At 67.9% G+C, this 13,592-nt stretch carries 10 protein-coding genes and 1 pseudogene; 7 read left to right on the top strand and 4 right to left on the bottom strand.

Translation table 11 applies throughout. From position 1 onward, the window contains the following. The first annotated feature begins 26 nt into the window (after positions 1 to 26). Complete coding sequence (paaX, locus tag A7D27_RS16205) at positions 27 to 950, top strand: phenylacetic acid degradation operon negative regulatory protein PaaX (RefSeq protein ID WP_069562789.1); 924 nt, start codon at positions 27 to 29, stop codon at positions 948 to 950. A gap of 87 nt (positions 951 to 1,037) precedes the next feature. On the opposite strand, the gene A7D27_RS16200 is transcribed toward paaX, so the two are convergent. After that, positions 1,038 to 2,531, bottom strand: coding sequence for an aldehyde dehydrogenase (locus A7D27_RS16200; RefSeq protein WP_069563176.1), 1,494 nt, complete (start codon positions 2,529 to 2,531; stop codon positions 1,038 to 1,040). 408 nt (positions 2,532 to 2,939) lie between these two features. Between A7D27_RS16200 and peaA the strand changes: the two genes are divergently transcribed. The 6 genes from peaA (at position 2,940) to A7D27_RS16170 (ending at position 10,568) form a co-directional block, all read left to right on the top strand. After that, a complete protein-coding gene (peaA, locus tag A7D27_RS16195; protein ID WP_069565442.1) occupies positions 2,940 to 4,505 on the top strand; it encodes a quinohemoprotein amine dehydrogenase subunit alpha in 1,566 nt (521 codons plus the stop codon). 115 nt (positions 4,506 to 4,620) lie between these two features. After that, positions 4,621 to 6,051: a quinohemoprotein amine dehydrogenase maturation protein gene (gene peaB, locus A7D27_RS16190; protein ID WP_069565441.1), complete on the top strand. Its 1,431-nt coding sequence runs from the start codon at positions 4,621 to 4,623 to the stop codon at positions 6,049 to 6,051. A 1-nt stretch (position 6,052) separates the two neighbouring features. Further along, positions 6,053 to 6,376 (top strand): quinohemoprotein amine dehydrogenase subunit gamma, encoded by a 324-nt coding sequence (qhpC, locus tag A7D27_RS16185; protein WP_044403960.1) that lies wholly within the window; start codon positions 6,053 to 6,055, stop codon positions 6,374 to 6,376. Positions 6,377 to 6,405: 29 nt separating this feature from the next. Next, positions 6,406 to 7,527 (top strand): quinohemoprotein amine dehydrogenase subunit beta, encoded by a 1,122-nt coding sequence (peaD, locus tag A7D27_RS16180; RefSeq protein WP_069565440.1) that lies wholly within the window; start codon positions 6,406 to 6,408, stop codon positions 7,525 to 7,527. 225 nt (positions 7,528 to 7,752) lie between these two features. Then, on the top strand, positions 7,753 to 9,453 hold the full coding sequence (locus tag A7D27_RS16175; protein ID WP_069565439.1) for an AMP-binding protein: 1,701 nt from the start codon (positions 7,753 to 7,755) through the stop codon (positions 9,451 to 9,453). A gap of 89 nt (positions 9,454 to 9,542) precedes the next feature. Next, positions 9,543 to 10,568, top strand: coding sequence for an AraC family transcriptional regulator (locus A7D27_RS16170; protein WP_069565438.1), 1,026 nt, complete (start codon positions 9,543 to 9,545; stop codon positions 10,566 to 10,568). Between the two features lie 6 nt (positions 10,569 to 10,574). On the opposite strand, the pseudogene A7D27_RS27265 reads toward A7D27_RS16170, so the two are convergent. The 3 genes and pseudogenes from A7D27_RS27265 to A7D27_RS16160 form a co-directional block, all read right to left on the bottom strand. Beyond that, positions 10,575 to 10,658, bottom strand: a pseudogene (locus A7D27_RS27265) (glyoxalase); the annotation flags it as partial. 61 nt (positions 10,659 to 10,719) lie between these two features. Then, positions 10,720 to 12,789, bottom strand: coding sequence for a PAS domain-containing sensor histidine kinase (locus A7D27_RS16165; RefSeq protein WP_069565437.1), 2,070 nt, complete (start codon positions 12,787 to 12,789; stop codon positions 10,720 to 10,722). 124 nt (positions 12,790 to 12,913) lie between these two features. After that, on the bottom strand, positions 12,914 to 13,420 hold the full coding sequence (locus A7D27_RS16160; protein ID WP_069563169.1) for a thioredoxin family protein: 507 nt from the start codon (positions 13,418 to 13,420) through the stop codon (positions 12,914 to 12,916). Positions 13,421 to 13,592: the final 172 nt, after the last annotated feature.

The raw sequence follows: 13,592 nt of genomic DNA, 5'->3' as shown, positions 1-13,592 counted from the left end.
GCATCCCTTCACGACCCCGTATGCCCATGACCTCCCTCGTGCCCCTGGACCAGCTCATCACCCGCTTCCAGCAGCAGACTCCCATTCGCGCCAGCTCGCTGATCATGACCCTCTACGGGGATGCCATCGAACCCCACGGCGGCACCGTCTGGCTGGGCAGCCTGATCCAGATGCTGGAGCCCATCGGCATCAACGAACGGTTGATCCGCACCTCGATCTTCCGCCTCACCAAGGACGGCTGGCTGAGTGCCGAGAAGGTCGGGCGGCGCAGCTACTACAGCCTCACCGGCACCGGCCGCCGGCGTTTCGAGAAGGCCTTCAAGCGTGTCTACAGCTCCGGCATCCCGGCCTGGGATGGCTCCTGGCACCTGGTGGTGCTGTCGCAACTGCCCCAGGAGAAGCGCAAGCAGGTGCGCGAGGAGCTGGAATGGCAGGGTTTCGGCGCCATCGCGCCGACCGTGCTGGCCAACCCCCGCTGCGACCGCGTGGACCTCACCACCACCCTGCAGGAGCTGGACGCTCTGGAGGACAGCATCGTCTTCGAGACCAGTGCCCAGGATGTGCTGGCCTCCAAGGCCCTGCGCATGCAGGTGCGCGAAAGCTGGCGGCTGGACGAGCTGGGCGAGCACTACCGCGAGTTCATCCAGTTGTTCCGCCCACTCTGGCAGGCCCTGCGCGAGCAGGAAAGCCTGGACCCCGAGGACTGCCTGCTGGCCCGCACGCTGCTGATCCACGAATACCGCCGCCTGCTGCTGCGCGACCCGCAACTGCCGGACGAACTGCTGCCCAGCGACTGGGAAGGCCGCTCGGCCCGCCAGCTGTGCCGCAACATCTACCGCCTGATCTACGCCAAGGCCGAGGAGTGGCTGAACGCCAACCTGGAAACCGCCGACGGCCCGCTGCCCGACGCCAGCGAAGGCTTCTACCGGCGCTTTGGCGGCCTGCGCTAGCACGCTGTTAGAAAGTGGCGGGCAGCCTGGTGCTTCAGCCGCCTGCCTGGTCTTGCGCTGGTCCCTGCCTTGGGGCCGGCGTTCCGTTTACAACCGCATCAGCACCGACTTGAGTTCGGTGTAGTGCTCGATGGCGGCTGCGCCCATCTCGCGGCCGAGCCCCGACATCTTGTAGCCGCCGAAGGGCAGGGCCGGGTCCAGTGCGCTGTGGCAGTTGACCCACACGGAGCCGGACTTGATGCGCGGGATCATCCTATGCACGGCGCCCAGGTCGTTGGACCAGATGCTGGCACCGAGGCCGTAGGGGTTGTCGTTGGCCAGGCGCACGGCTTCGTCGAGGTCGTCGAAGGGCATGGCCACCAGCACCGGGCCGAAGATCTCTTCCTGCACCAGGCGGTGCTTCTGGTCGACGTCGGCGATCACCGTCGGCTTGACGAAATACCCCGGCCCGAAGCCTTCGCCGCCGCAGACCACCGAGGCCCCCAGCTCGCGGCCGAGGTTGATGTAGCCGGTCACGCGGTCCTGCTGGCGGGCGGAGATCAGCGGGCCCATCTGCACGCTCGGGTCCAGTCCGTTGCCCAGCTTCATGCCGTTGGCGATGCCGGCGATGTCGGCCACCACGTTGTCGAAGTGCTTGCGCTGCACGTACAGGCGCGAGCCGGCGCAGCACACCTGGCCCTGGTTGAAGAAGATCGCCGTGGCGGCGCCGGCGGCGGCGTCCTGCAGGTTGGCGTCGGCCAGTACCAGGGTCGGCGACTTGCCACCCAGCTCCAGGGTGACGCGGGTCATGTTGTCCATGGCGGCCTTGCCGATCTGCTTGCCGACCTCCGTGGAGCCGGTGAAGGTCAGCTTGTCCACGCCCGGGTGGCGGGTGAGGGCGGCGCCGGCGTTCAGGCCGGTGCCGGTCACCACGTTGAACACGCCGGCGGGGTAGCCCGCCTCCAGCACCAGTTCGGCCAGCTTGAGGGCGGTGACCGGCGTTTCGTCCGCTGGCTTGAGCACCACCGTACAGCCGGTGGCCAGGGCCGGGCCGAGCTTCCAGCAGGCCAGCAGCAGGGGGAAGTTCCAGGCGACGATGGCGCCCACCACGCCGACGGCTTCGCGGCGGATGAAGCCGTGGAACTGGTCGTCCGGCATCAGCGGCAGGGAGACGTCCACGCTGCTGCCTTCGATCTTGGTGGCCCAGCCGGCCATGTAGCGGAGGAAGTCGATGGCCAACTGCACGTCCATCACCTGCGCCACTGCCGCGCTCTTGCCGTTGTTCAGGCATTCCAGCTCCGCCAGTTGCCGGGCATCGCGCTGCATCAGGTCGGCCAGGCGCCACAGCAGGTTCTGCCGCTCGCGGGGGCGCATGCGGCTCCAGGCAGAGTCATCGAAAGCCTGGCGGGCGGCGCGCACGGCGCGGTCCACGTCCTCGGTAGCGGCCGAGGGCACGCGGCCGATGACGTCACCCGTGGCCGGGTTGCGGAAGTCCAGGGTGGCGCCGCTGGCGGCGTCCTGCCACTGGTCACCGATGAGCATCTTCAGCGGGCGGTCGAGGAAGGCGCGGGTGGCCGGCAGGAGGGGCAGCTGGTCGGACATGGGTTCGCTCTCTTGTTGTCAGGGAAGGAGGTGAACCGCCATGGGGCAACCGCCATGCCAAGGTGGGGAACGCGGGTGCCAGGCGCCATCGGCCGCGGGCTGCGGCGCTGGAGGAGAGGGGGATCGGTTCGGCGCGGCTGTCGCACATTGAGACGGCGTGAGACAACGGCTGCTACAGCCCGACGGCGGCGCTGCGGTGTCACCGTGGCGGCGTCTCAGGCTGGGACAGCCTGTCTCGAAATTAGACGCATGCGGTGTTTCGCCACAGCCCCGGTGAAGCCGCTTTGTGCGCTCAAGATATTGATTCATAAGGGTTTACCGGAAGTGGCACACATCCTGTATCGGCTGCGACAGTTGTGCCGCCCGGTTCGGCGCGACCCATAAGAACAAAACCGTGGAGGTCTGACCTTGAAGACGACTCGACTCCGGCGGCAAGCGGGCAGCCTGGTGCTGACCCTGGCAGCCTTGCTGTGTGCCCAGGCCCATGGGGCGGAAGAGGGGCCGGCGCTCCTCCAGTCCAAGTGCATGGGGTGCCACATCCCCGAGGGCAACGACACCTACAGCCGCATCAGCCACCAGCGCAAGACGCCCGAAGGCTGGCTGATGAGCATCGCCCGCATGCAGGTGATGCACGGCCTGAAGATCAGCGACGAGGACCGTCGCACCCTGGTCAAGTACCTGGCCGACAAGCAGGGCCTGGCGCCCAGTGAGACCGACGGCGTGCGCTACGCCATGGAGCGTCGGCTGAACACCGTCGAGCAGTTCGACGATCACCTCAGCCAGATGTGCGGTCGCTGTCACTCCGGTGCCCGTGTCGCCCTGCAGCGGCGCCCGGCGAAGGAGTGGGAGCACCTGGTCAACTTCCACCTCGGCCAGTGGCCGTCCCTCGAATACCAGGCCCAATCCCGCGACCGCGACTGGTTGGACATCGCCCTCAAGCAGACCGTGCCCGACCTGGCCAAGCGCTTCCCGCTGGACAGCCAGGCCTGGACCGACTGGCAGAAGGCCCGGCCCAAGGCCGACGTGTTGCCGGGTCAGTGGAGCTTCAGCGGGCACATGCTCACCAAAGGCGATGTGCGCGGCGTGATGACCGTGACCGCTGATGGCGCCGACACCTTCAAGGTGGACGTGAAGGGTCAGTACGCCGACGGTTCGCCGTTCACCGGCAGCGGCTCGGCGATCCTCTACAACGGCTATGAATGGCGCGGCAACCTGAAGGTGGGCGACACCACCCTGCGCCAGGTCTTCGCCGCCCTCGACGGGCAGATGACCGGCCGCATGTTCGAGAGCGAGCACGACGAGCGTGGCCTCGACTTCAGCGCCGCGAAGCAGGGCAAGGCCCGGCTCCTGGCGGTGCAGCCGGCGCAGGTCAAGGCCGGCAGCGAAACCGAGCTGACCCTGGTGGGCAGCGGCCTCTCGGGCGCGCCGCAACTGGGGGCCGGGCTGAAGGTGGTGAAGGTGCTGGACAGCACCCCGGACCAGGTGCGGGTGAAGGTGAAGGCGGCTGCTGACGCGGCCCCCGGCCTGCGCGAGGTTTCCGTTGGCGCGCTGAAGGGCGTGACCCTGGCGGTCTACAAGGACATCGCCGAGGTCAAGGTGGTGCCCGCGTTCTCCATCGCCCGCATCGGCGAGAACGGTGGCTCCACGCCCAAGGTCCAGGGCCGCTTCGAGGCCGAGGCCTGGGGCACCGACGCCGCCGGCAAGGCCTACCGCATCGGCTACCTGCCGGCGAAATGGTCGGTGGAACCGTTCGATGAGCGAGCCAAGGAAGACGAGGACGTGAAGTTCGCCGGGGTGATGCAGAAGGATGGCGTCTTCGTGCCCGGCGGTGCCGGCCCCAACCCGGAACGCAAGATGATGACCAACAACGCCGGCAACCTGAAGGTGATCGCCGAGCTGGAGGAGGGCGGGCAGAAGGGCGAAGGCCACCTGATCGTCACCGTCCAGCGCTGGAACAACCCGCCATTGCCCTGAGCGGGTGCCTCTAGAAACGTAGGCAGTTTTTAGAGGTGTCCGAGTGCTGTGGCCGGGCAGGGCGGTTGCCCCGCCCGGATTCGAAACGAATCGGGACGAATTCCAGGAGGTCGCCATGGGCGCAATCTTGAATCTGGTCGAACGCAACCTGCACGAGGTGCAGGTCAACGCCGACCGCATGCTGTTCCACATCCCCAGCAGCTCGCTGTTCGCCACCGACGCGCTGACCGGGGGCATCATCGACGCCCTGCGCCAGCAGGGCTGCTCGCCCGAGGAGCTGGTGCAACGCCTGGGCGGGCGTTTCGCGGGTGCCGAGATCGACGAGACCCTGCGCGAGCTGATCGCGCTGGAGGTGGTGAGCGACGGCTCGCCGCTGACGCCGGAGATCGGCTTGAAGAAGGTCGACCGCACCGCCCTCAACACCGTGGTGCTGAACGTCAACACCGGCTGCAACCTGAGCTGCACCTACTGCTACAAGGAAGACCTCGACAAGCCCTCGGCCGGCAAGAAGATGGCCGTGGAAACGGCCGAGGCCTCGGTGGAGATGCTGCTGCGCGAGTCCCCCGACGAGGCCCGCTACAGCGTGGTGTTCTTCGGTGGCGAGCCGCTCTCCAACCGGCCGCTGATCGAGCACATGGTGGGCTACTGCGAGCGCCGCTTCGCCGCTGCGGGCAAGCAGGTGGAGTTCGTCATGACCACCAACGCCACGCTGCTCACCGAGGCGATCGTCGACTGGCTGAATGCCCACCGCTTCGGGCTGTCCATCAGCATCGACGGGCCGAAGACGGTGCACGACCGCAACCGCATCACCGTGGGCGGGCAGGGCACCTACGACGTGGTCCGGCGCAAGGTGGAGATGCTGCTGTCGCGCTACACCAGCCGCCCGGTGGGCGCGCGGGTGACGCTGACCACCGGCGTCACCGACGTGGAAACCATCTGGGACCACCTGTTCAACGAACTGGGCTTCGCCGAGGTGGGGTTCGCCCCGGTCACCTCCGGCGACATCAGCAGCTTCAACCTCACGGCGGACGAGCTGGTGCAGGTGTTCGCCAACATGAAGGCCCTGGGCCGGCGCTACCTGGAGGCGGCGCTGGAGAACCGCAACATCGGCTTTTCCAACCTGCACCAGCTGATCACCGACATCCACGAGGGCCAGAAGAAGGCGCTGCCCTGCGGGGCCGGGCTGAAGATGCTGGCGGTGGACCACAAGGGCGAGCTGAACCTCTGCCACCGCTTCACCGGCTCCAGCCTGCCGACCTTCGGCAACGTGCATGGCGCGGTGAAGCAGGCCGAGCTCAACGACTTCCTCTCCCAGCGCCTGGACCGCACCGGCACCGGCTGCGACAGCTGCCGCATCCGCAACCTCTGCTCCGGCGGCTGCTACCACGAGAGCTACGCCCGCTACGGCGATCCCACGCACCCGACCTACCACTACTGCGAACTGATGCGCGACTGGGTGGACTTCGGCATCGAGGTCTACAGCCGCATCCTGGCCGGCAACCCGGCCTTCATCAGCCGCATCATCACTCCGCGGAAGGCGCACTGACATGAAACATCTCAAGCCGCTGAACCAGAAAGCGCACCTGCTCGAACAGGCCGCAGCCGAAGACCGCCTGGAAGAAGTCGTCGCCATGAGTGCCGTCGCCGGCTGCACGGCGACCACCGATCCGGGCTGGGAAGTGGATGCCTTCGGGGGCGTCAGCTCCCTCTGCCAGCCGATGGAGGCCGACCTCTACGGCTGCTCCGACCCCTGCTGGTGGCCGGCCCAGGTGCCGGACATGATGACCACCTACCAGGACTGGAACGCCAGCGCGCAGGACTCCTCGCAGGACTGGCGCAACCTCGGCACCGTCTTCCCCAAAGACAAATGACCGGCCACCCGAACACGAGGGAAACCCCGATGAAGCTCAATGCGTTCGCCAGCCTGGCCGTTGCCGCCGGGCTCGCCCTGGGTGGCCAGGCCCTGGCCGCCGACAACGCCGGCCTGGCACTCAAGGCCGGCCAGGAATACATGATCGCCACCAACTACCCGAACAACCTGCACGTGCTCGACCTGGCCAGCGACAGCCTCTACAAGACCTGCCGCCTGCCCGACGCCTTCGGGCCGGGCACCGCCATGGTGTCGCCGGACCGCAAGACCGCCTACCTGCTCAACAACCACTTCGGCGACCTCTACGGCATCGACCTCGACAGCTGCCGCGCGGTGTTCCACGCCAAGCTCTCGCGCAAACCGGACGAGAAGGCGCGCGCCATGTTCGCCTTCGCCCTCAGTCCGGACGGCAAGGAGCTGTACAGCGTGGTCAACCCGACCCGCATGGCCAGCGACCACTACGAGGTCCAGCAGCCGCGCCTGGAGGTGTTCGACACCGCCGCCGGCCTGGACGCCCAGCCGGTGCGCAGCTTCCCGGTGCCGCGCCAGTTGTACATCATGCGCGCCGCCGACGACGGCACCCTGTATATCGCCGGGCCCGACATCTACAAGATGGACGTGAAGACCGGCCGCTACGAAGTCGCCGTGCCCGGTCGCAACTGGAAGCGCCCCAACTACGGCCCGCCGGACGTGCTGTACTTCTGGCCGCACCAGACCCCGCTGCACGAGTTCTCGATGCTCTACACCACCACCAGGTTCAAGGACGAGAAGCAGGACCCGGCCACCGCCGGCTTCGTCTACGGCTACCTGAGCATCGACCTGAAGACCGGCAAGCCCACGGTGGAGGACTTCGCGCCGCTGACCGAGCTGTATTTCACCGGCCTGCGTTCGCCGAAGGACCCGAACCAGATGTTCGGCGTGCTCAACCGCCTGGCCAAGTACGACATCAAGCAGCAGAAGCTGATCAAGGCCGCCAACCTGGATCACTCCTACTACTGCATCGCCTTCAACACCCAGGGCAGCAAGCTCTACCTGGCCGGCACCTTCAACGACATCGCCGTCTTCGATCCGGACAGCCTGGAGAAGGTGAAGAACATCAAGCTGCCGGGTGGCGACATGGCCATCACCACCACCCAGGTATTCGTGCGCTAGGCCTATGACTCCCCCCGTGGCCCGGGCTTGTGCCCGGGAGCGGGGCGGGTCTGGCGGTACGTGTTTGCACGCATCATTCCGAACCGCATACGACCAATGGGTCACTAGACAGAACAAAGCCCTTTACCCAGATTGACGTTTACGTAAAGGTAATCGGCCTCCCTGCCCGAATCGGAGGCCACTCGGAAAGACCCGATCCCACCACAACGACAAGAAGGGACAGCCATGCATCAACCGAGCTATACCCGGGGGCGCCAGGACAAGCCTCTGCTCGCCATGACCATCGGCGCGGCATTCGACGCCACGGTCGCCCGATTCCCCGAACGCGAAGCGCTGGTGGTGCGCCACCAGGGGCTGCGCTACAGCTGGCGCAGCCTGGCCGAGGCGGTGGAAGTCCATGCCCGCGCGCTGATGGCCCTGGGCATCCAGAGCGGCGACCGGCTCGGCATCTGGGCTCCCAACTGCGCCGAGTGGTGCATCACCCAGTTCGCCAGCGCCAAGGTCGGCGCCATCCTCGTCAACATCAACCCGGCCTATCGCAGCAGCGAGCTGGAGTACGCCCTGCGCCAGTCCGGCTGCCGCTGGGTGATCTGCGCCGACGCCTTCAAGACCTCCGACTACCACGCCATGCTCCAGGGTCTGGTGCCGGAGCTGGCCACCGCGCCCATCGGCCAGCTCGCCAGCGAGGCGCTGCCCGAGCTGCGCGGGGTGATCAGCCTGGCCGCCGAACCGCCGGCCGGCTTCCTCGCTTGGGCCGACCTGCAGCAGCGGGCAGGGGAGACCACCCCGGCCGAGCTGGCCGAGCGCCAGGCCAGCCTGCAGTTCGACGACCCCATCAACATCCAGTACACCTCCGGCACCACCGGCTTCCCCAAGGGCGCCACCCTCAGCCACTACAACATCCTCAACAACGGCTACATGGTCGGCGAGAGCCTGGGGCTCACCGAGCACGACCGCCTGGTGATCCCTGTGCCGCTGTATCACTGCTTCGGCATGGTCATGGGCAACCTGGGCTGCATGACCCACGGCGCCACCATGATCTACCCCGGCGACGCCTTCGACCCGCTCACCGCCCTGCGCGCCGTGGCGGAGGAAAAGGCCACTGCGCTGTATGGCGTGCCGACCATGTTCATCGCCGAGCTGGACCACCCGCAGCGGCACGAATTCGACCTCTCCAGCCTGCGCACCGGCATCATGGCCGGCGCCACCTGCCCCATCGAGGTGATGCGCCGGGTCATCGGCGAAATGCACATGAGCGAAGTACAGATCGCCTACGGCATGACCGAGACCAGCCCGGTGTCCCTGCAGACCGGCCCGGATGACGGGCTGGAACTGCGCGTCACCACCGTCGGCCGCACCCAGCCGCAACTGGAGAGCAAGATCGTCGACGCCGATGGCCGCATCGTGCCGCGCGGCACCATCGGCGAGCTGTGCACCCGGGGCTACAGCGTGATGCTCGGCTACTGGAACAACCCCCAGGCCACTGCCGACGCCATCGACCCGGGCCGCTGGATGCACACCGGCGACCTCGCGGCCATGGACGACGACGGCTACGTGCGCATCGTCGGGCGCAGCAAGGACATGATCATCCGCGGCGGCGAGAACATTTACCCCCGCGAGCTGGAGGAGTTCTTCTTCACCCACCCGGCCGTGGCCGACGTGCAGGTGATCGGCATTCCCTGCAGCAAGTACGGCGAGGAGATCGTCGCCTGGATCAAGTTCCACCCCGGCCACAGCGCCGGCGAGGAGGAGCTGAAGGCCTGGGCCAAGGCCCGCATCGCGCACTTCAAGGTGCCCCGGCACTTCCGCTTCGTGGACGAGTTCCCCATGACGGTGACCGGCAAGATCCAGAAGTTCCGCATGCGCGAGATCAGCATCGAGGAGCTGACGCCGGCCCGGGACGGCAAGGTGACGGCGATCCGCTAGCGCCTCAGGGAGCCGCGTCTTGCGCGGCTCCTTATCCGCCTCTATCCCCTACACTGGGCGCCCGTAATCGCCATGACCCCCAGAACGCCATGACAGGAACGTCAGCCGAGAAAGGCACCATCTCCGTCCGCCTCGTCGACGAAGCGCTGCAGGTGCTTCGCCAGCAGGGGTTCGACGCTGCCGCGCTGCTGGAGCAGGCCGGCATTCCCGCCGAGCAGATGGCCCGGCCCTACGGCCGGGTCGCCTCCAGGCAGTACGCCCAACTGTGGCTGCTGATCGCCCGGGTGATGGATGACGAGTTCTTCGGCATGGACAGCCGTCGGCTCAAGTCCGGCAGCTTCGCCCACATGAGCCGGACCGCCCTGCAGGCCGCCACCCTGGGGGACGCGCTGCAGGCCAGCCTGACCTTCCTCGCCCTGGTGCTGGACGACCTGCAGCCCCGCCTGGCGCGGCGCGGCAGCCTGGCGGAGATCGTCCTCGACGACAGCGGCGCGCCGCCTCGGGCCTTCGCCTGCTTCACCCTGTTCCTCATGGTCCACGGCCTGCTCTGCTGGCTGGCCGGTCGGCGCCTGCCGATCCTCGGCATTGAGCTGCGGGGGCCGCAGCCGGCCTACATCGAGGACTACCGGGTGATGTTCACCCCGCACCTGCGCTTCGGCCGCGACACCACGCGCCTGGTGTTCAACGCCGACTGCCTGGCCCAGCCGGTGCGCCGCAACGAGGCGGACCTGCGACGCTTCCTCGCCGGTGCGCCGGCCAACATCCTGGTGCGCTACCGCGACCCCCAGAGCCTGGCCGCCCGCATCAAGGCCTACCTGCGCAGCCTGCGCCCCGAGCGCTGGCCGGACCTGGAGGCGCTCTCCGGGCACTTCTACATGGCGCCCTCCACCCTGCGGCGCAAGCTCACCCAGGAAGGGCAGTCCTACCAGGCGCTGAAGGACCAGGTGCGCCGTGACCTGGCGGTCGCCCGGCTGGACGCGGGCGAGGTGAACTTCACCGAGCTGGCCTTCGAACTCGGCTTCGCCGACGCCAGCGCCTTCTACAAGGCGTTCCGCAAGTGGACCGGCTCCACCCCCGGGCAGTACCGGGCGCTGGTGCACCCCGAGGCGGGCTGAGCCCCGTCACTTGGCGAACAGTTGGCCGATGTCCTTGAAGGCCTTGAACTCCAGCGCGTTGCCGCAGGGGGCGAGCAGAAACAGCGTCGCCAGCCGCTGCAGCGCCTGTTCGCGGCGTGCCTGGCTGGGCAGGGCGCACAATAGCCGGACCCTAGACCGCCCGTAGGCCGGCTTTGGGCAGGGACGGCGGGGCCTTGAGCAGCAGGCGGATGCGGTTGGCCAGGGCGTCGATGGCGTAGGGCTTGGCCATGACTTCCATACCCGGTGGCAGGGGTTCGTTGCCGAACGGGGCGTTCTGGGCGTAGCCGGTGATGAACAGCACCTTCAGGTCCGGGCGCTGCAGGCGGGCGCGGTGGGCCAGTTCCAGGCCGTTCAGCCCGCCCGGCAGGCCGACGTCGGCCAGCAGCAGGTCGACCCCTCGCTCGCTGGCCAGCAGGGCGAGGGCGCTGGGGCCGTCGGCGGCTTCGAGCATCTGGTAGCCGAGGTCTTCCAGCACTTCGCGCATCAGTTGGCGCAGGGGCGCTTCGTCGTCCACCACCAGCACGGTGGTGCGCTGCTCGGCGCGGGGGATTTCAGCGGGGCGGGGTGTGGGCGCGGGCAGTGCCTCGCCGTGGTGGCGGGGCAGGTAGAGGCTGAGGCGGGTGCCCTGGCCGAGGGTGGAGGCGATGCGCACCTGCCCGCCGGATTGCCGGGCGAAGCCGTACACCATCGAGAGCCCGAGGCCGGTGCCCTGGCCCACCGGCTTGGTGGTGAAGAAGGGTTCGAAAGCGCGGCTGATGACGTCCTCGCTCATGCCGCTGCCGGTGTCGCTGACCATCAGCACCAGGTAGTCCCCCGGTTCCAGCCCGCGTTCGCCGGCGGCCTGGGCGCCGAGCACGACATTGCTGCTGCCGATGCACAGACGGCCGCCGTCGGGCATGGCGTCGCGGGCGTTGATGCAGATGTTGAGCAGAGCGCTTTCCAGTTGGTTCGGGTCCACCAGCACCGTCCACAGTTCGCGCCCGTCGATGCATTCCACGTCGATGTTCGGGCCCATGGTCCGGCTGATCAGTTCGTGCAGGTTGGCGATCAGTTGGTTGACGTCGGTGGGGCGCGGGTCGAGGGCCTGGCGGCGGGAGAAGGCGAGCAGGCGGTGGGTGAGGGTGGCGGCGCGTTCGGCGGCGCTGCGGGCGATGTCGATGTAGCGGTTCAGGTCCTCGGTGCGCCCCTGGGCGATGCGCAGGCGCAGCAGCTCCAGGCTGCCGCTGATGCCGGCGAGGAGGTTGTTGAAGTCATGGGCGAGGCCGCCGGTGAGCTGCCCCACGGCTTCCATCTTCTGGCTCTGGCGCAGTTGTTCCTCGGTCTGGCGCAGGGCTTCGGCACGGGCACGCTCTTCGGTGGTGTCCCGGCCGATGGCGCTGATGAAGCCGTCGCCCAAAGAGGAGGACCAGTTGATCCAGCGGTAGCTGCCATTGCGATGACGCATGCGGCTGGCGTAGTCCCGCAGGGGCTCGCCCCTGACCAGGCTGTGGACGGCGGCCCAGGCGTCGGCGAGGTCGTCGGGGTGCACCAGGTCCAGGCAGTTGCTGCCCACCAGCTCGGCTTCGCTCCAGCCGAGGATGCCCTGCGTGGCAGGGTTGGCGGCGGTGATCACCAGATCCAGGCGCGACACCAGCATGATGTCCGGCGAGAGGTTCCACAGGCGGTTGCGGTCGCGGGTGCGCTCGGCCACCTGGCGTTCCAGGTTGTGGGTGAGCTGGCGCAACTGGTGCTCGGCAGTGACCCGGGCGGTGGTTTCGATCACCGTGTCGAGCATGCCCATTACCTGGCCGTCGGCGTCCCGCAGCGGGCTGTAGCAGAAGGTGAAATAGCCCATTTCCGGGCGCCCGTGGCGGTCCAGCTCCACGGGGAAATCTTCGATGAAGGTGGCCTGGCCCTGGTAGGCCCGTTCGGCGATGGGGCCGATGTGGTCCCAGGCTTCGCGCCAGATGTCGTCGAAGGACCGTCCGAGTGGGGTGGGCTTGTTGCCGAGTATGGGCACGAAGCCGTCGTTGTAGATGGAGATGCGCTGCGGCCCCCATACCAGGCAGCAGGGGAAATGCGATGACAGGATGGTGTCGACGCTGATGCGCAGCGCTTCGGGCCAGTGCTCGATGGGGCCGAGCGGGGTGCGGGCCCAGTCGTGCTGGCGCACCTGCTGGCTCATCGGCCCGGGGGCGGCGGGGAAGGGGGTAGCGTCCATGTCAGGATTCCGTGGGGCAGCAGCGCGGGTGGCTGGGTCAGAGGAATTGACCACGGAGCGGCCGGACAATTCGATTCCGCGATGCCTGTTCGCCGTGGGGGTGACGGCGAGCAGGCGCGAGGGCCTAGCGCTGCTCGGCCTGCTCGATGAGTTCGAGCACGTCGGCCAGGGTGGCGTCGAGGTGCTCGCCGGCCTTGTAGGCACGCAGCACGGCCTCGTCACCCTCGCGGACGAGGCGTGGCCGCTCGATGAACAGCCCGGCGGGTTCGAAGGCCTCGTCCAGCACCACCACCAGGGGAATGGCGATGCGCTCCAGGCCCAGGCGGCTCTTCAGGTCGTCTTCGGCGCGGCCCTTGGTGATCACCGCGAGGTCGATGCGTGGCTGGCGGCGGCACAGGTCGTCCAGCACGGTGACGTTGATCTGGCAGTCCGGGCACCACATCTCGCCCACCACCAGCAGGTGGTAGCGGCGTTCGATCTGCTCGATGCGCTGCAGCAGCGTGGCAGTCGGCCCCTGGTCTTCCAGGCGCTGGGCGATGGCGGCGGCTGCGGCGGTCTCGGCCGGCAGGCCGCTGCCGATGAACTCGGTGTAGGACTGGCCGATGTCGAACAGTTCGCGATAGGTCGCCATGGGGATGCTCCGTGAAAAGTGAGGCGGCATCCCAGCAGAAAAGCCCACCTCAGGCAACTGCGCCTCACCCCGGTGACAGGTAGCCGAGCAACTGCCGGGCGTGGGAAGCGCAGCGGCAGCGGCGGCACCTGTGGTGCGTGGATGATGGCCATGCGCTTCTTCGCCCTTGGTT

Origin of the sequence: Pseudomonas sp. 1D4 (genome assembly GCF_001728925.1) — a bacterium.
Classification (GTDB): domain Bacteria; phylum Pseudomonadota; class Gammaproteobacteria; order Pseudomonadales; family Pseudomonadaceae; genus Metapseudomonas; species Metapseudomonas otitidis.
The sequence above is the reverse complement of the archived record's forward strand: the minus strand, read 5'-3'. Positions and strand labels throughout refer to the sequence as shown.